This is a genomic window from Saprospira grandis DSM 2844 (assembly GCF_000275825.1).
In the GTDB taxonomy this organism is placed as follows: Bacteria; Bacteroidota; Bacteroidia; order Chitinophagales; family Saprospiraceae; genus Saprospira; species Saprospira grandis_A.
This window is the reverse complement of the sequence record NZ_JH719942.1, coordinates 2,725,786-2,743,334: the sequence shown is the minus strand read 5'-3', so window position 1 is coordinate 2,743,334 and position 17,549 is coordinate 2,725,786. Positions and strand designations below refer to the sequence as shown.

Below are 17,549 nucleotides of genomic sequence, written 5' to 3'. Positions count from 1 at the left end.
CGTTTTAAGGTCTAAGACATCTTATCACTCTAGGAAAACAATATTTTTCAGCCACATTAGTTTTTGTACTTTTGTTGGCCATTTTATTCTACCCATCTAAGGACTAATAGCCTTAAAGGTTTTACCGATAAAATTTTAAGAGACGCATGAAGCTTATCCGACCTATTTCGGCCCTCTTGCTCCTGGCCTTTTTTTGCAACTTACAGGAGGCTAAGGCCCAAGACCCCCGCTACTCGCAGTATTATTCTGCCCCTGCCCGACTGAGCCCCGCCCTAGCCGGCGTTATGGAGTCGCAATACCGCTTAGGTATCAATTACCGCAGCCAATGGTCCTCTGTTTTGGACCAACCCTATAATACCGCCTCTTTTACCGCAGAAGGCAAGTTTGCCGTCGGTAAAGAAGACTTCGTTGGGGTCGGCTTCAATGCAATGCGCGATGTCGCTGGCGCCTCCTCCTACTCTATTACTGATATCGGCCTAGATGTAAATTATCAAAAACTCCTTACTCAAGGACGTGGCCGACTAGGAAAAGAACGTAGCTCTTACCTCATTGCTGGAGGTCACCTCGGTTTGGGACAAAGAGCAATCAATTGGGACCAAAACACCTACTCGACCCAATATGATAACGAATATAACAATGGCTACTATAACCCCAACATCAATAGCGGCGAAAATATGTTGGCCGTTCGCGATTCTAGAATGTATGCCGACCTTCATCTTGGCCTAATGTGGTACGGTACCTTCGGAAAACGACAGTCTGCCTATGGCGGAATTAGCATTTTCCACCTCAACCAACCCGATATCTCCCTCTTTGACCGCTCTCCGGTAGATACTTCTGGAAATACCTTTGCCGGACCCACCGAAAAACTCTACAGCCGATTTAATATCCACGCAGGTGGAGAGGTCCGCCTAGGCGGTCGCCGCTCTTCTATGAGCCTTTTGCCCGGCGCTGTAGTCATGATTCAAGGCCCCTCTACCGAAGTTAGTACCGGGCTTAGCCTGCGCTACCAAGCCCCCAAATATGACGATTTTGCCTTCCGCTTTGGCCTCTGGAGCCGCCTAGCCAACCAATATGTTACCGATAACTCTAGCTCCTTGGGCGTAGATGCAATGATCTTTATTGTGGGCCTAGATGTCAACCAATTCCAATTTGGCTTTAGCTATGATGCAACCATGTCTAGCCTAGCTACCGTTAACAATAGCCGTGGTGGTATGGAGGTCTCGCTAATCTATAACTTTGGCGATAATGGCCGAAGAAGAACAGGTTGCCCCACTTTCTAAGAAAAATGTTTAGCTTTTTTCTAGGAAAAATTTGGAGAAAGAAAATATTGCCCTATATTTGCATCGCACTAGGGCAAAAGGCGAGATAGCTCAGCTGGTTAGAGCGCAGCACTCATAATGCTGAGGTCGAGGGTTCGAGTCCCTCTCTCGCTACTTCAAAGGACTAATGGTTTTCCATTGGTCCTTTTTTCATGCCCCTACTTCAAGGCCCAAACGGCATAAAAAATGCGCCATGAATTGTTAATTCATAGCGCATTAGTCATTGACTACAGATAGCGTACTAGTCTACCTTATTGACCAATTTAGTCAATGGCTTTCTCACTTTTTTCAAATTGACCAGCCAGTCGTTTTCTGCATCTCGGTAGCCTACGGGCAGCATGACACAACTTCTCAACCCTTTTTCTTTCAAGCCTAAGATTTCATCTACGGCCTCGGGCTCAAACCCTTCCATGGGCGTAGCATCTAGGCCCAAAAAGGCGGCGGCGTTAATCGCATTGGTAAAAGCAATATACGCTTGTCGGGCCGCATGCTGAAAATTCAATTCGGCATCTCTTTGCGGATAAAATTTAAGCAACTGCTGACGGTAATTTTCCCAACCCTCATTCTTAAAGCCACGGATCTCATTGGTCAAATCAAACATATAGTTGATGCGTTCCTCGGTGTAGGTATCCCAGGCGGCAAAAACAAAAAGATGCGAGCAATCGGTCACCATAGCTTGGTTCCAAGCTACAGGTCTAATTTTTTCCTTGACCTCTTGGTTGGTAATGACAAACACCTCAAAAGGCTGCAAGCCGCTAGAGGTAGGCGACAAAGAAATGGCCTCAATAATTTGGTCAATTTGTTCTTGGGGCACTTCTTGGCCATTCATGGCCTTGGCGGCATATCGCCATTTTAGCTTATCTAATAATTCCATTGGATGGTTTGTTTAATTGTTAATGATATACTGAACTCAGTTCATTTAAGGAAAGCTATGCAACCCAGAAGTTTAACTCCTGTTGCGCTAAGCTTGCTTTTTATTTTTCTTTAAAAGTTGTATGGCTTGTGTAGACCAAAGGGCCCAAAGAATAAGCAAAGGTTGAAAGAGTAGGCGAATAAAGCGCTTTTGGTCTGTATCTAAGCCAAAAGCATCAATTTCATTTACATATTGGTTGATATTTCCAGGAAAAATGAGGAAAAAGAAAATAGCTAATGCCCAGCCTGTTTGGGCTTTCCATTTTCCGCCTAAAACCATCATGGCCCCTAAACAAATTTCTACAATACCTGAAAGAATGACCACTAGGTCCATAACCCCCTGTTCAGTAGTTAGCCAGCGGGGGACCTGGGCATAAAACTCCTCTTTCAAAAAAGTGAGATGGCCAACTCCTGCATAAAGCATAAATAGGCCTAAAATTACTCTAAGTGTATTTTTTAAAATCATATGGTCAATAATTAATATCGCTTGCGATACAAATTTACGCTAATTTTTTTCTTGGCCAAATTCCCCTACTCTACTTTTCTATTAAAAAAGCGTTAAGGTAAAAAGAGGGATCCCTAGCGGTTTAGCTTTCCTAGCTCAAGAAAGTTCTTTTGCCATGAGTTCTGTATATTGCGCCATCTAATTGACCAAAAAGAAAAAATATGTCAACTTGTCGCTTAAGCGTAAATTTGAACAAGGTGGCGCTCATCCGCAATGCGCGGGGCGCTAATTTTCCTAACTTGCTGCAAGTGGCCCTAGATTGCGAAAAATTTGGGGCGGAGGGAATCACGGTACATCCTCGTCCGGACCAGCGTCATATTCGCTATGATGATATTCCAGACTTGCGGGGAAAAATTGCCACGGAGTTTAATATTGAGGGCAATCCCACAGCTGAATTTATGGCCCTTTTGCGGAAGTATCCTTCAGATCAGGTTACTTTGGTTCCCGATGCGGCTCAGGCCTTAACTTCTGATTCGGGTTGGGATACTTTAGCTTTTGCCTCATTTTTGCAGGAGGTGACCCAAGAGCTAAAAAGCTTAGGGGCCAGAGTCTCTATTTTTGTAGACCCCGACCCTAAAATGATCGAGGGAGCCAAAAAGCTAGGGGCCGATCGGGTAGAGCTCTATACAGGGCCTTATGCCCATGAATACAAGGCGGATCGGGTGGCGGCCATTGCCCCCTATGTCAAGGCGGCAGAAGCGGCTGCGGCGGTGGGCATTGATCTCAATGCTGGGCACGACCTCAACTTGGTCAATTTGGCCTACTTTAAGCAAAACCTCCCTAATTTGTTGGAGGTATCTATTGGGCATGCTTTGACCGTAGATGCTTTATATATGGGTTTTCAGAATGTGATTCCGCTTTATAAAAACTGTTTGCGCTAATTGGTCTAGGCAGGCGGCTTGCTGCCTGCTAAGGCGCGCAGCGCCTCGGCTGAGGGATGGATAAGGGTGGCCGAAGGCCAGACCAAGCGGGCAAAGCCCGCGCAGGGCCGAGCAGACCTGCGAGCCCTGACACAGCCCGACCCGGCCACAGGCCGGGGCAGCCCCAAAACCAACAGCTAGACATAGTTCTATTTTCTGAAAATTCTTTTTTTGCTAGAACTCCTTTAACTTTGTGGCGCTGAAGCTAGAAGAGTTTCAATTTGTTCATAACTATTATATATTTCAAGACCTATGATGAAGATGCATAGCATAATGGCCTTCTGCCTATTTTTTTTGGCGGGGCAAGTTTGGGCGCATCAACCCAATTCTGGGGTCCCCTCTTCAGAGGATGATCCTATTTTATTTACGGTAAAAGGCGTAGAAGTTCGTCTTTCTGAGTTTACCTACATCTATGACAAAACCAATGGTGATAAGGCAGATTACAGCAAAAAATCATTGGAAGAATACCTAGACCTTTACATCAACTTCAAGTTGCAGGTGGTTAAGGGCCAAGAAATGGGCTTGGATAAAAAGCCGGAGGTTTTGCGGGAGCAGAATCAGTACAAGCGGCAGTTATCGAGCAGTTATTTGACGGATCGGGAGATTACGGAAAAGCTGGTTAAAGAAGCTTTTGATCGGGCGCAGGAAGACCGTCGTTTTTCTCAGATTTTCATCAAATTGGGAGAAAATGCGGAAGAAACGGCCGTTAAAGAGGCTTATGCTCGGATGAAAAAGCTGCAGCAAGAAGTCACTGCAGAGAACTTTGAGACGATGGTTGGCAAGTACTCTGAGGACAGCTACAGCAAGGGTAAAAAAGGAGATTTGGGCTTTTTTACGGTTTTGCAACTGCCTTATGCCTTAGAAAATGCGCTGTATGAGACCCAAAAGGGTGCTGTATCGGAGATTGTTCGGAGCAAATACGGTTTGCATTTGCTCAAAGTAACAGAGGTTCGTCCAGCTTATGGCCAAATTCAGTTGGCCCATATTCTCATCCGCCCCAAAAAGGAAGGTGGAGAAGAAAAAGCCAAGGCAAAAATTGACTCTTTGCATGGGGTCCTCAAGGCGGGTCAAGCCACCTTTGCCGAGCTAGCGGCCAAATACTCTCAGGATAACAGCTCAAAAACAAGAGCGGGCATTATTGGCTGGGTAGGCATCAATCAATTTGATGCTTCTTTTGAGGCGGCAGCCTTTGGTTTGCCCAAAGATGGCGTTTATGGAGAGCCCGTAAAATCTGAGTCGGGTTGGCATATCTTGCGTCGGGTAAAATCTATGGACAAAAGCAGCTATCCTCAGATGAAATCCGAATTGACGGCTAAGGTCAAGCGCGACCCTCGTTTTAAGTTGGTAGAAACTGCCCTAGTGAGTAAAATCAAGGAAGAAGCGGGCTACCAACTAGACGAAAAGGTCTATGCGGAAGTTATTGCGGCTTTGCGCCAAGACCAAGCCTTTATTCAGGGCCGTTGGACTCCCAAGCCCGAGCTGCTCAAAAATGAGAAAGTGGTCTTTAGCTTGGGCAACCTCAATGCGACCGTAAAAGAATTGATTCAGATGGCGCAACGCTCGCCCAACGAGCGCTTTGCCATGCGTCCCCGCCGTCATGAAGATGCGCTAGAGCGAGTATTGGCCAAACTAGTGGCCCAAAAAAGCTTGGCTTATGAAGAAACTCGTTTGGAAGAGAAATATCCAGAATTTAAGGCCTTGCTTCGCGAATATGAAGAGGGCATCTTGCTTTTTGAAGTAAAAAAACAGCTCATCTGGGACAAAGCCTCTAATGATGAGGAAGGCCTCAAAGCCTTTTACGAAAGCCATAAGGAGGACTATCAGTGGAACGAAAGAGCCAAGGTCACCTTTTATACCCTTCGTTCTGTAGACAAAAAAGAGATCAAGAAATTGCGCAAAAAGGCCAAAAAGAAAACGGCCCAAGAAGTCATGGAGCTCTTTAATGCAGACAAAGCCTTGGTCCAAACCACCGAAGCTACCTATGAAAAAGGACGCAATGCCGAAGTGGATGCAATCAAGTGGAAAGCCCGCAAAATGAATAAAGGCTATACCAAAGATGGCTCTTACTACTTTATCAAAATTGAGGAAGTGATTCCCGCTAGCAACAAAAGTCTAGACGAGGCCCGCGGTTATGTAGTGGCCGACTTCCAAGATCAGCTAGAAAAAGACCTGATCCTTAGCCTGCGTGAGGAATACGAAATCAAGATCAATAAAGAAGCCCTTAATAAAATTGTAAAAAAATAATTGCACGCTAATCCATTGATTCAAAGCAAGCTAACAGGCTAAAGTGAAATTACTTTAGCCTGTTTTTTTATTTGCATTTGGAAAACCCAAATACTCGCCTTATATTTGTATCGCAGAGTGGAGCAGTGGTAGCTCGTCGGGCTCATAACCCGAAGGTCACAGGTTCGAGTCCTGTCTCTGCAACAAAGTTCAAAAGAGCTGTCTTCTAAAGACAGCTCTTTTTTTTGGCCTATAGGGAAGAAAGCTTATTTTAGGACAATACCCCTCATTAAACGTAATCCTCCCTATGAAAAAGCATACTAAACTGCTTCTGGCCGCCTTGGCCCTAAGCCTATTTTCTTGCCAATCCGCTGCCCCCAAAACCGCCGAAGATGGTCAGGTAGAAAGCGCTGCCTCTTCTACGACCAAAACAGAAAGCAGCCTACAAGCCGAGGCCCTGCAAGAAGCTCCCAAAGAATACTGGAAAGCACTGAACCACCGCGGCCAATGGTTTGAAGGTACCCTAAAAGATATTCCCATCTGGCTATACCTTAGCCGAGTAGACAGCTACAGCGATGGAGAGCACTCCTATGGCATTCATTATGGCTACAATTCTAGCCAAGGGGCCAGCATCTACCTAACAGGAAAAGGCGACCCTAGCCATATAGAAGTAGATTTTCAAAAATTTGAAGCTGGCGAACTGGTCGATGGCGAACGCATGCAGCTAAAGCTAGATGGCGATCAACTTACTGGCGAATGGCGGAGTGTTCAAGGAAAACGCTTTCCAATGCAGCTCAAGGCAGTTAGCCATGAAAAATATAGCCAAGCCAAAGACCTCATGGCCAATTTGGCCGCTCTTCGGCTCCCTATTATAGATAAGGACTACTATGAAGGCCTAGACATTGAGAAGCAGATTAAGCCCCATTATGTCAATAAAAACTTTGGGCTATGGGTCCCTAACTTTAAACGCCTGCTCGGCGATAAAACAGAACTCCTAAAAGAAGAATCGGCTGTAGTTTGGGGCAAAATTGTTCAGCCCAATGGCGAAACCCTCTTACTTTATACGGCCACTGAGGTGATGCCCGAGTTCTGCCGATCTATTTCGGGTACCTATCTAGAAAACCCCAAAAATATGCTGGCCGCAGCGCTCTTTGATAAAACAGGCCGCTGTCTTTGGAACAGCAATATTGGTAATGCTGGCGATGATCCCTATTATATGGACTTTAGCTTCTCTATCAAAAAAGTCAATCGCATTGGCGTAAAATGGACCACCTTTATGCGTGGCGAAAGAGGCGCCCGCATGATTGACGAAGAATTTGAACAAGTTTTTGATGTAAATAGCAAGGCCCTAGAAGGCCTAGATTAACCTACTCAAGCCCTACAATATGCCTACTAGCTCCTCTTACGATAGCCTAATTCAATCCGCTGCCTCTTCCGATTGGGAGCGGGCCTATTTCTATTATGTGGCCAGAGGCCAAAAAAGCATTGATGAATGGATTATTGATTTTTTGGGGGCTCATATTCAGCTTCCAGAAAGCCGAAAATTCAGTTTGTTTTCGCCACATAGCTTTTTTCATCAGGCAATTATGGGGCTCCCCTTGCAGATTTATAGCCGACATGAGGGCCGAAAACGCATTTTGGGCCTACAAATAGCCGATAGCAGCCAGATTCAGGCCCGCTTTGCCACAGAAATTGAGCCTCAGCCTCAAAATGCCCGCTTTCATTCTACGGGCAATCCTTTGGTGGATGATGAAAATTATCGGCTTTGGGAGGAGCTCCTATTTTTTCAGATGTGCCGCCGCTTACTCTACGATACGGGCGCATTAGATTTTATTGTGCACGAGATTAGGCAGCATTATTAACGCCCTAAAAGGTTCCTTTTTATGAAGGAGCCTTTTTTTTTGGGGCCTCCGCCTCCCTTCGGTCGTCGGCGCTACGCTTTGGGGCTCGCAGGTCTGCTCGGCCCTGCGCCGCCTTCGGCGGCTGGGTCTGGCCCTAGGGGCCACCCCGCCGCATCGCTAGGCCGTTCTGGCCTGCGGCCAGTAGGCGGCAAAGCCGCCTCTTTGGAGCCAAATGGCCCAAGCTCCCCCAAGGGATTCCTTGGGGAATCCCGCAGAGGGGTGGGTGGGCGGGGACATATTAGCGTATGAGGAGCACAGCGACGAATACCACTTTTCTGCGTCTTGCAGGCGGCAAAGCCGCCGCAGGCTGAGGGATGGACAGCAGTGGCGCAAAGCGCCAGACCTAGCAAAATGAGCGTAGCGAAATTTTGCGCAGGGCCGAGCGAACAGCGAGCTGCGACAACCAGCCCCTATAGGGGCGCCAGTTCGATGACCAACGGGAATAAACAGCCCGACCCGCCCAAAGGGCGGGGCAGCCCCCAAAAAAAATAAAAAAGGCCCAATACATCAACGTATTGGACCTATAGCATTTAGAGAAGAAACTCCAGTTATACTAAGTTATATTCATCATCTTCCGTCATCAATTTGGCGCTATTGCTAAAGTTGCCTAGCAAGTCGCCCAAAGAATTTCCTTCTGTATCTCCTTTGGCATCCAAGATACCAATATCCCAGCGGGCCAACTCGATAATTTCTTCAGTTTCCCAGCCCAAAATGTGGCCATTTAGCACTAGGCTCAAGCTAGTATAAATTTCGGCCAAGGCGCGATAATCAAAAGTGATTCCCTCATGCACCATCTCTACAGACTTGGTATCGGGATTATAAGTAATGGCCATACCAATACCTGCGCTAATATCGAGATCAGTATTGAAAGCTGCGCGAATAGCGGCGCCAGCGCCAGCCACCCAAGCATCTACCTCTACGCCGGCCTGAATATAGACAGACAGTTCGCCATCGGCATCAATGCCGCCCATGAGTTCCCAAACATCGCTATCCTTATTGCCCTGGGCCTGAATATTGGCGCCTAACTTAATGCCGGCATCAATGCCAATTTCGCCAGTAGCGTTAATTCCAGCCACAATAGGCACCGAAATCCCCACGCTAGTCGGAATACCAAAATCTTCTAATTTGAACTCCTTAGAGCCGCCCAATTTGGCCGAAAGATTATTGATATCTAGTTCTCCCTCCATGCCCATAGCTTGGAAAGGGATCTTGGCAAAGTCCAAAGAAATATCTTCGGCCTCAAAGCCATTTGCTCGGCTCACATTAACGCCTGTAGCCACTACATTAGAGCCTTTAAGCGCATTGATTGCCATAGCCCCCAAGCCACCAAAGGCAGGGAACATCTCCTTGAGGGTCTCATAATCGGCATCCTCACTAATGCCCAAAGTGACCTCACTAAAATAGAAACCGTTTTCTGTCAGTTTAGAATCGGCCCCTACCGTTAGGTTCACAATCGCATTATCTAAAGAAAGGCTATCTAGAGCAGCCTCCACATTTCCGTCAGAGAGCGAAACCTCCAAAGAGGCCGCGGCACTTCCGGTTGTGCTATACTTGGGCAAATCAATATTGAGAGAAGCCACTGCAGTAAGCGTTGTACTGCCGCCATCTTTATTGAGTGTGCCCTCATCTAGAGAGGCTACAATTCCTTCGCGGATATTCCACTCATAGCCCAAAGTGACCTTAACATCTTCAATCTTCAAGTCGCCATCCTCCATAGAGATCGACTCGGCTTCCGTTTCTAGTCCATCGGCAAAATTGGGGAAGCTAAAGGCAGGTGACTCAACGACAAATCTATTCTCAGCAGCCTCATAGCCCATTTCCTTAGAGCTCGCCTCAAAGCCAGCAAAACCAGCATCAAATCGGCTATTTCTGATTTTAATCCCTAGGCCTGCATTAGAAGCATAATTGACATCTACCTGTCCAGAAGCCTCTACACCAGCTACCTGAAAAGCCAAGCCAGCGCCAATAGAAACGCCCCAGGTACTGCCCGAGAAATCTACACTAGACTCAATATCACTCAGGGTAGCCGAACCACCAGCCAAAACAATATCACTAGCCAGATTTACTGTTCCACTACCCGATACAGCCCCACCAGCAGCCACATTAAAGTTTTCTACCAAGACAGAAACGCCAGTACCCGCCAAATCGGGAAAGTCTGCGCTCATGCTATCAATAGACAAGCCTGCACTACTGTATAAAATACCAGAAGCCGAAGCCGTCAAGCTACTTGCAATTGGACCTAGGTTTTCCAGATTCAAATCTACCGTATCAATGCTCAATTGGCTATTTTCATAAGCTACATTAGCCGTTTCAAAGCTAAACAAGCCCGCAGAGAGTTGAAGGCTAGGCAACTCAATTGTAGACTGTCCATTTTCGTAGGTATAATCTAGTTCGGCAGCGCCATTGATTGTGCCCAAAGCCACTGCAGCATCTGCACCAAAGGCCAAGTCGAAGTTTTCGCCATTTTTGCTCAGCAAGCCATCAATAGCACTTACAGTAAAGCCAGGCAATAGCTCCATCGCTCCGCTAGAGCTAACATCAATCGTCTGAAAATCAAAACCAGACTGATTAAACTTGATGCCTGTAGCTGTAGCCTGCAATTCGCCACCTTCTAGCAATTCTGAGGCAGTAATCTGTACCTGATCTACATTCAGCTCATCGGTTTCAGAAGAATAGCTCACGCCAGTACCACTAAGGCCAACGCCTGCAATTTCTGCATCAATTTGGCCATTGAGCAACTCCATTTCTGTTCCTTCAGCCCCAGCAGAAACCTTAAGCTCTCCAGAAGCCGTTGTATTAGGGACATTTAGACCAATAGCGCCCTGAGTTTCCGTTTGCCAACCTGTTTCGGCATAGTCAAAAGTAGAGCTCGGATTCGTTACCGTCAAAGCTCCACCCAAAAGGCTAATTTCGCCAGCCAGATCTAGGGTTCCCCCCTCTACGGCCAAGCTATCGCCAAGGGTGATTCCCGCTGCAGTAGCCGTAGCGGCTACTCCGCCAAACTCGGGCAAGCTAGCACTAAAGTTGGTCATCTGCAAGCCAGCCTCTGTAAACTCCATCCCTTCACTACTGGCCACAATATCGCCAGCATTACCAATATTGCGGACCGTAATTTGAGACTCGCCTAAGGTCGTTTGTCCAGCAATATGGCTCAAACTCCCCACAGAAATACCCAAAGCAGGATGCTCCAAAGCAATGCTTTGCGCTTCAATAGAGCTGCCCGTACTATTATAATAATATTGTAAAGCGCCTACGGTTCCCGTAGCTGCGCCATAATTCATCGCAATTTGTTGGCCCTCTGCATCAAAAGCAAAGCCCTCCCCTTCCTTGCGTAGTTCGCCAGATAGGCTAGCTACAGAAAGGCCCGGCAGCAAATCTACAGGCGCCAAAGTATTCATCTGAATACGGTCAAACTCAAAGCCATTAGGGCCCAAACGAAGACCTGTTCCGGTACCCTGCATCTGAAACTGCTCCAAGTCAGCCAATAATTCAGCCGTAGCAATATTCAACTGATCAGAAGTCGTATCATAACTAAGGCCATTTCCAGAAAAAGTAAAAGCCCCCACAGTAGAGCTCCAACTGCCTCCTTCTACCGCCAAATTTGTACTTTCTCCATTGGCCGTATAACGAGCCATCAAGCCCGTCACCTGATGTGCACCATCCTGAAAATCAGCATTGGCCGCCACATCAACCATCCAGCTATCAGCAGAAAGATTGACCGCACCTACCAAGCCAGAAACCTGAAGTTTCCCGCCCAAAAGCGCCAAAGTAGAATCCTGACGCAAAACGCCAGCTCCAGTCGCTCCAGTTGCCGTAATATTCAAATCGGTAAAATCAGCCGTCATGCTTTGGCCCAAAACCTCAGGCAACTGCAAGCCAGCACTAGCAATCTGCAAACCCTCAGGCGTCAAACGCCCGCCAGAAAGCTCCATGCCCTCGCCAGTCACACTATCAAAGCTTGCATCCACAAAGCTTCCGTTACTATCTAAATTGAGTTGTACGCCAGCCGCCGTAAAGGCATGCCCCATCAGTTCACCAGAAGCCCCGCCAGCAGTCACCTGCCAGTTGCCATTGCTGCCCGATAAGCTAAGCTGCGCATTCGTAATTTCAAATTGTTGGCCCATCGCCAAACGAGCAAGCTGGACCTGCAGACTCTCCAGTCCGCCACTGCCCACCGCTACATGGTTGAGCGTCAAGCCTTCCGTCTGCAAACCACCTAAGTTCGCCTGCAAAGGATAAGCGCCATCAAAGCTCGCTCTATAATCTTCTCCCTCTTTCATCACCTGAATGATGCCCGGAGGAATTTCATTGTTATTTTCAAATAAACGCAAAGATGCGCTCATGTTCTGAGTCGGATCTCCAGAAGCAGATTTTAATTCAAAAGGTCCGTAATTAAGGTTTACGGGCCCCATGTTTTCTGCTAAGGACTCTTGAGTTTCTTCAGCCATAGTATTCGGCAGATATTATAGTGCATGAAAAGTTCGGTTCCAATTGGCTTCTAAATTAGGCTTTTTTTTTAGCTTTTTCAATTTTGAAGCAAAAAAATTACCGCTTTGTCAGTTAATGCTTTTAGGCAGCTATTAAGCCTAGCTCCAAGGCCCAACAATAGCCGCTAAGCACTATATTTACAAGCATTTATAGGCTTCACCCTTTCCTTTATTCATTCATTTATAAATAACTTTAGCCCCCTTAAAGACTTAACCATTATTTGCCTTTTTTGGGGCTGCCCCGCCCTGCGGGCGGGTCGGGCTGTATCGCAGCTCGCAGGTCTGCTCGGCCCTGCAGCGCTTCGCGCTTTGGTCTGGCCTGCGGCCCCTGCTGCCCATCCCTCAGCCGGTCGTCGCTTCGCTCCTCTTTGGCCCTGCCGCAGAACACTAAGGCCCAAAACAAAAAAGGGAGAAGAGCAACCTACCTCCCACACAAAAATATTTTGACTCTTCACATAGTTTTTTGAGATGTAAATGTAATTTTGCAAACTGCAAACAAACACTATAACAGCCAAAATCATGTAAGTATTGGAAAATAATATAGGTAAACTTGATTAGCCGAAAAATCTAAAAAGAGCTCAAAGGTTAAGTAAACGCTTAAGCTCAGAACAACTAGGACTATAAAGATTCGATATTGCAGGCTTTTTGAATATTGACCTAAAAAATTGATTATATATTAAATAAAGAGAAAAGTTAATGGCGACGGAGAAAGAACTACTTGCTGAAATAGAGGCCCTCAAAAAGAAATTGGAAATTGCTAACAACCGAATTAAAACCGAGAAATATGGTATTACTTGGTTGGACGTACCTGAAGCATTTGAAGAAGAAAGCGAAAACCAACTGCCAATTTTGACAGAGATAAAAGAAAAAGCAATAAAAAATGATGATGGAAAACCAACTCATATTTTGATTGAGGGTGATAATTATCATTCGCTTACTTGCCTCAATTACACACATAAAGGAAAAATTGACCTAATCTATATTGACCCACCTTATAATACAGGTTCAGATGGTTTTAGATATAAAGACAAACGAGTTTTAGATAAGTACCCTGATGGAACAACTGTTCCCAAAGACCACCCACTTAGACATAGCTACTGGTTATCTTTTATGAGTAAAAGATTAGAGTTAGCACACAACCTCCTCAAGGACAATGGAACAATGTTTATTTCAATTAACGAAGTTGAATATTCAGGATTAAAGTTATTATGTGACAAAATATTCCAACCTTCAAATTATCTGACAACATTAAATATAAAGGTAAGACACGAAGATAGAATATTACGAGGTGACAATGATTTCCACGAAACTTCAGAGTATTTATTGATGTATCGAAAAACTGAAAAATTTACAACAATAAAAAGAGTTAGAGACAATACTTCATTAAATGCATATCAATATCGGATAGTTGAGAAAATTGAAAATCCAGAAATAACAACGATAGCAGGTCGAAAAGTTCATATTTTTCGATCAGGGGAATATGAAATTCAAAAAGTTACCCCAACAATAGAAGCCCTCAAAGAATATAATATCCGAGGATCTCTAATAACACAAAGTGGTTCTGCCTCAGAATTTTACGAAAAAAACCTAAGAAGTAGGAAAATTGACGATGGCTTTGGAACTCTTTATAAGATTATAGATATGGGAACGCGAGGAGACGGTCTTGGCTATCGATATATCAGACAACCATTTGATTCAAGAGGGACAAATGGATTTTACTATCAAGGTCTTCCATTGAATAAAAAAGATACAAAGTTGGTTCCTTACCCTAACTTTTATGATTTTGAAGAAATCTTTAATAAAGTAGGATATGAAGGAGGAGTTAAATTTACTAATGGTAAGAAACCTGTTGATTTTATAAAGTTTATTTTTACACTTGGCACAACAAACCAGAATGCTATAATCTTAGATTTTTTTGCAGGAAGCGGCTCTACTGGTCAAGCTGTAATGGAGCAAAATAATATTGATGGAGGAAAACGACAAGTTATACTTTGTACAAATAATGAAGCAAACATAGCTCACGAAATCACATTGCCAAGATTAAATAATGTGGTTAATGGATATAATCAAACCAAGAGCCAAAAAAGCACTTTATTTTCATTAAAATTAAATAGAAAAAACATTGAGGATAACACTGAAATCCTTTCAGCTATTGAAAAATACAATTCAGAGCCTTATTTAAGTCAATTTGACAACATTAAAGTTGAAGTAACAAAAGGCATCTTTATAATTAGTGGGTACACAAAGAAACAAAACCAAATTCAAGGACTTGGTAATTCATTGAAATATTATCGAACTGATTTTGTAGGTTCTAATAATATTCTTTCAGCTACAGATGAAGATAAGTCTTCATTGGCCCATAAGGCAGGCTACCTGCTTTCAATTGCTGAAGACACGTTAGAAGAAATTGAATTAAGTACTTGTTTCCAGCTTTTTGAAAATGATAAAAAAGCGACTGCTATTTACTTCAAAGAGGAGCTAACTGAAATGGAAGCCTTTTTAAAAAAGGTTGAAGGTATAAAAAAACCGATCTCCTTATATCTTTTTAGTTGGGGAAATAAAAGTGAATTTGAAGTGTTGTTCAATCACTTAAGTCACGTTAAAATCAAAACAATTCCGCAATCCATTTTAGAAATTTACAAGAAGATTTACAATATAGTTACAGTATGAGCAAATTTAGTCCATTAGACTTTCAACAGGAAGCCATAGATAAATTAGTTGCTAATTTTATCCATTTATGGGGAAATCCAGAGCCGCAACGACCACTAGTTTTTAAATCACCAACAGGAAGTGGTAAAACTTTTATGGTTGCTAATTTTGTACACAACTTAAATGGCATGCCAAATTGGGACTACGACAAAGCTTTTATTTGGATTACATTCTCTGAAGACTTGGCAATGCAGAGTAAAGACAAGTTCCAAAAGTATTTCGATAAAAACCTTGAAAATAGTTTACTAACAGTAAATGACTTTAAACAAGGTAAACTTCACAAAAATGACATTCTTTTTATTAATTGGCAAAAGTTAGTTGCTTCAAAAAAAGCAAACCGTTTACTAAGACGACCAGATGAAGAAGCATTTTTAAAGGAACAAGGCTATTACTTTGAGGATTTAATCGAAAACACACATAAAGAAAAGAGAGAATTTATTCTAATAGTTGATGAAAGCCACAAAAATAGAAATACAAGTTTAGCTCAAGAAATAATTGACATTATCAATCCTAAAGTAATTATAAATGTTTCGGCAACACCTAAAAACATACCTGGAATAGACCAAATAGATGAAGGAATAGCAGGATATGTTGGAGTTAAACGAGAAAAAGTCGTTGAAGAAGGCTTAATTAAAGAAAAGATTGCGGTACAAACAGAAGAAGATTTAGCCAAATACCCAAACAAAGATTTAGACGAATTGCTTTTAGATTTAGCTATTAAACGTCAAAAAGAGCTCAAAGAAGAATATAAAATATTAGACAAAGATATTAACCCCTTAGTTTTAATTCAGTTACCAAATGACGATAGTCGTCTAAAAGATGCTGGACAAAAAACGAAAGAAGAAATTGTTTTAGACTACCTACAGAAAAAGAAAATAGACGTTGACCGTAAAGTAGCTCTATGGTTTGATGGTAAACAGAAAAATATGGACTTCATTACCCATAATGAAAGTGATATTGACTTTATGCTTTTTAAACAAGCTGCGGGTACAGGTTGGGATTGCCCTAGAGCTCATATCTTAGTGATGTTCAGAGAAATAAATTCAGCTTCTTTTTACGTTCAAACCATTGGTAGAATTTTACGCATGGCTGAACCTAATCAAAAAGATGATTACAAAAACAATCCTAACTTACGAACTGGGTATTTATACACAAACTACAGACGTAATGATGTAGAAATTCCAGACCAAAGCATAAAAAATAAACCATTTATTTATACGTCTAAACGAAGGGAAGGTCTAAAAAATATTGAAGGGCTTTATTCAGATTTTGTTTCTCGTGTAGATTATGGTGACTTAGGTAACGCAGTACAGTTCCAAATGAGCTTCTTAAAGTCGTTTAATAACTATTTTGCTTTTGACGAAGCAGATCACCCAATTACCCTAAGAGAAAAAATCCAAGCGAAAGGAATCGAAATCAACCCAATACTTACAAATAAGTTAATTGTTAATGCAGAATTTACAGACTACGACAAAATCAATTTAGACTTTGCAAAAAAAGGACAGGAAGAAGATTATAAAATTTCAAGAAATGATGTTGAGAAATTATTTAATTGGTATTGCTTTCAACTACTTTCAGAACAAACAGAAGTAGAAGCAAAAGTTTCAAATGTTTCACGTTCTTGGTCACCCTTAAAATCGGCTTTTAGAGTTTGGTTTAAGAGCATATTCGACCAAGACAGCTATTTATATTACCGAATTTTAATCAATGATTTAAGAAAAGAGCAATCAAGTGTTTTTAGACAAGCGCTAACTAAAGCCTTGAAAGATTATTATCCAATAAAAAAAGAATTTCTTAAAAATCGTAAAAAGGATTTAGAGGAAAGAGAAGCTCCTCTTTTTGAAATTATGGCGGAATATACATTTACAGAGGATTATGCAGAATTAACTACAACTGAAGGAACGTCTGAATTGAGTGCGATACAACCCTTCTACCTGAAAAAAAAATACATAGGACGTGAAAACGAACTAAAATTCTTGAATTTTCTTGAACAGAAAAAAGACAAGTTGGATTGGTGGTTTAAAAATGGAGATTCAGGTAAAGAGTTTTACTGTTTAAAATATTACAACACAGCTAAAAAAGAAGAAGCACTCTTTTATCCAGACTGGATTGTAAAATTTAAAGATGGTAGAGTAGGAATTTTTGACACAAAAAGTGGAAATACAGCACAAAATCCAGAAGGGCGTGCTGAAGGACTTGCTAAAAAACTGAGAGAGTTAAATACAAATAATGGAAATTATGTTGGAGGACTTGTAGTCTTAGAAAACAACCAATGGTACTACTTTAATAACGAAAAGTATTTATCGGAATCTGCTATAAGAGGTACAGAAGAACCACAAACAGAATTTAGAGTGAAGTTTAACTATAATTACACTCCTGGAAAGCTAACTAAAAACTGGAAACCATTTAATGAGTTGTTCGATTAACGCAAACATTAAAGGCCATATATATTTGTATATTTGCCTCTATTATATTACCTCAATGACAATATAATCAAGTTTCTTTCTGCAATCTAATACTTGATTATCTACTTCTTACTCTATTTTCTAGTAACTGCCCCCCAAAACAAAAAA

The 17,549-nt window shown here is 42.9% G+C and carries 10 protein-coding genes and 2 tRNA genes; 9 read left to right on the top strand and 3 right to left on the bottom strand.

All coding sequences use genetic code 11. The features are described from left to right. The first annotated feature begins 146 nt into the window (after window positions 1–146). Together SAPGRDRAFT_RS12575 and SAPGRDRAFT_RS12570 are read left to right on the top strand one after the other, a co-directional pair. The gene (locus SAPGRDRAFT_RS12575) at window positions 147–1,280 is read left to right on the top strand and encodes a PorP/SprF family type IX secretion system membrane protein (RefSeq protein ID WP_002659596.1); all 1,134 of its coding nucleotides are present in this window, start codon (window positions 147–149) and stop codon (window positions 1,278–1,280) included. A 79-nt stretch (window positions 1,281–1,359) separates the two neighbouring features. After that, window positions 1,360–1,433, top strand: a tRNA-Met gene (locus tag SAPGRDRAFT_RS12570). Window positions 1,434–1,560: 127 nt separating this feature from the next. On the opposite strand, the gene SAPGRDRAFT_RS12565 is transcribed toward SAPGRDRAFT_RS12570, so the two are convergent. Together SAPGRDRAFT_RS12565 and SAPGRDRAFT_RS12560 are read right to left on the bottom strand one after the other, a co-directional pair. Beyond that, entirely contained in the window at window positions 1,561–2,193 is a 633-nt protein-coding gene (locus SAPGRDRAFT_RS12565; RefSeq protein ID WP_002659595.1) for an NAD(P)H-dependent oxidoreductase, read from the bottom strand. An 87-nt stretch (window positions 2,194–2,280) separates the two neighbouring features. Continuing rightward, a complete protein-coding gene (locus SAPGRDRAFT_RS12560; protein WP_002659594.1) occupies window positions 2,281–2,697 on the bottom strand; it encodes a DoxX family protein in 417 nt (138 codons plus the stop codon). Window positions 2,698–2,897: 200 nt separating this feature from the next. Between SAPGRDRAFT_RS12560 and SAPGRDRAFT_RS12555 the strand changes: the two genes are divergently transcribed. The 5 genes from SAPGRDRAFT_RS12555 to SAPGRDRAFT_RS12535 all read left to right on the top strand — a co-directional run bounded on the left by SAPGRDRAFT_RS12555 (window position 2,898) and on the right by SAPGRDRAFT_RS12535 (window position 7,741). Then, a complete protein-coding gene (locus tag SAPGRDRAFT_RS12555) occupies window positions 2,898–3,617 on the top strand; it encodes a pyridoxine 5'-phosphate synthase (RefSeq protein WP_002659593.1) in 720 nt (239 codons plus the stop codon). A gap of 291 nt (window positions 3,618–3,908) precedes the next feature. Further along, window positions 3,909–5,900 carry a peptidylprolyl isomerase gene (locus SAPGRDRAFT_RS12550; protein WP_002659592.1) on the top strand — a complete coding sequence of 664 codons (1,992 nt, stop codon included), beginning with the start codon at window positions 3,909–3,911 and terminating at the stop codon, window positions 5,898–5,900. A 111-nt stretch (window positions 5,901–6,011) separates the two neighbouring features. Next, window positions 6,012–6,083 (top strand) — tRNA-Met (locus tag SAPGRDRAFT_RS12545). Between the two features lie 103 nt (window positions 6,084–6,186). Beyond that, window positions 6,187–7,245, top strand: coding sequence for a hypothetical protein (locus SAPGRDRAFT_RS12540; protein WP_002659591.1), 1,059 nt, complete (start codon window positions 6,187–6,189; stop codon window positions 7,243–7,245). A gap of 19 nt (window positions 7,246–7,264) precedes the next feature. After that, complete coding sequence (locus SAPGRDRAFT_RS12535) at window positions 7,265–7,741, top strand: hypothetical protein (protein ID WP_002659590.1); 477 nt, start codon at window positions 7,265–7,267, stop codon at window positions 7,739–7,741. A gap of 587 nt (window positions 7,742–8,328) precedes the next feature. On the opposite strand, the gene SAPGRDRAFT_RS12520 is transcribed toward SAPGRDRAFT_RS12535, so the two are convergent. Beyond that, a complete protein-coding gene (locus SAPGRDRAFT_RS12520) occupies window positions 8,329–12,228 on the bottom strand; it encodes a hypothetical protein (RefSeq protein ID WP_002659588.1) in 3,900 nt (1,299 codons plus the stop codon). A gap of 735 nt (window positions 12,229–12,963) precedes the next feature. On the opposite strand from SAPGRDRAFT_RS12520, the gene SAPGRDRAFT_RS12510 reads away from it, so the two are divergent. Further along, window positions 12,964–14,937, top strand: coding sequence for a site-specific DNA-methyltransferase (locus tag SAPGRDRAFT_RS12510; protein WP_002659587.1), 1,974 nt, complete (start codon window positions 12,964–12,966; stop codon window positions 14,935–14,937). Further along, window positions 14,934–17,402: a DEAD/DEAH box helicase gene (locus SAPGRDRAFT_RS12505; protein WP_002659586.1), complete on the top strand. Its 2,469-nt coding sequence runs from the start codon at window positions 14,934–14,936 to the stop codon at window positions 17,400–17,402. Before SAPGRDRAFT_RS12510 ends, SAPGRDRAFT_RS12505 begins: the two co-directional genes overlap by 4 nt. Window positions 17,403–17,549 lie beyond the last annotated feature (147 nt).

Coding starts and splice junctions, on each gene's coding strand:
- SAPGRDRAFT_RS12505 (WP_002659586.1), top strand. CDS start 14,934: ATGAGCAAATTTAGTCCATTAGACTTTCAACAGGAAGCCATAGATAAA.
- SAPGRDRAFT_RS12550 (WP_002659592.1), top strand. CDS start 3,909: ATGATGAAGATGCATAGCATAATGGCCTTCTGCCTATTTTTTTTGGCG.
- SAPGRDRAFT_RS12540 (WP_002659591.1), top strand. CDS start 6,187: ATGAAAAAGCATACTAAACTGCTTCTGGCCGCCTTGGCCCTAAGCCTA.
- SAPGRDRAFT_RS12575 (WP_002659596.1), top strand. CDS start 147: ATGAAGCTTATCCGACCTATTTCGGCCCTCTTGCTCCTGGCCTTTTTT.
- SAPGRDRAFT_RS12535 (WP_002659590.1), top strand. CDS start 7,265: ATGCCTACTAGCTCCTCTTACGATAGCCTAATTCAATCCGCTGCCTCT.
- SAPGRDRAFT_RS12560 (WP_002659594.1), bottom strand. CDS start 2,697: ATGATTTTAAAAAATACACTTAGAGTAATTTTAGGCCTATTTATGCTT.
- SAPGRDRAFT_RS12555 (WP_002659593.1), top strand. CDS start 2,898: ATGTCAACTTGTCGCTTAAGCGTAAATTTGAACAAGGTGGCGCTCATC.
- SAPGRDRAFT_RS12520 (WP_002659588.1), bottom strand. CDS start 12,228: ATGGCTGAAGAAACTCAAGAGTCCTTAGCAGAAAACATGGGGCCCGTA.
- SAPGRDRAFT_RS12510 (WP_002659587.1), top strand. CDS start 12,964: ATGGCGACGGAGAAAGAACTACTTGCTGAAATAGAGGCCCTCAAAAAG.
- SAPGRDRAFT_RS12565 (WP_002659595.1), bottom strand. CDS start 2,193: ATGGAATTATTAGATAAGCTAAAATGGCGATATGCCGCCAAGGCCATG.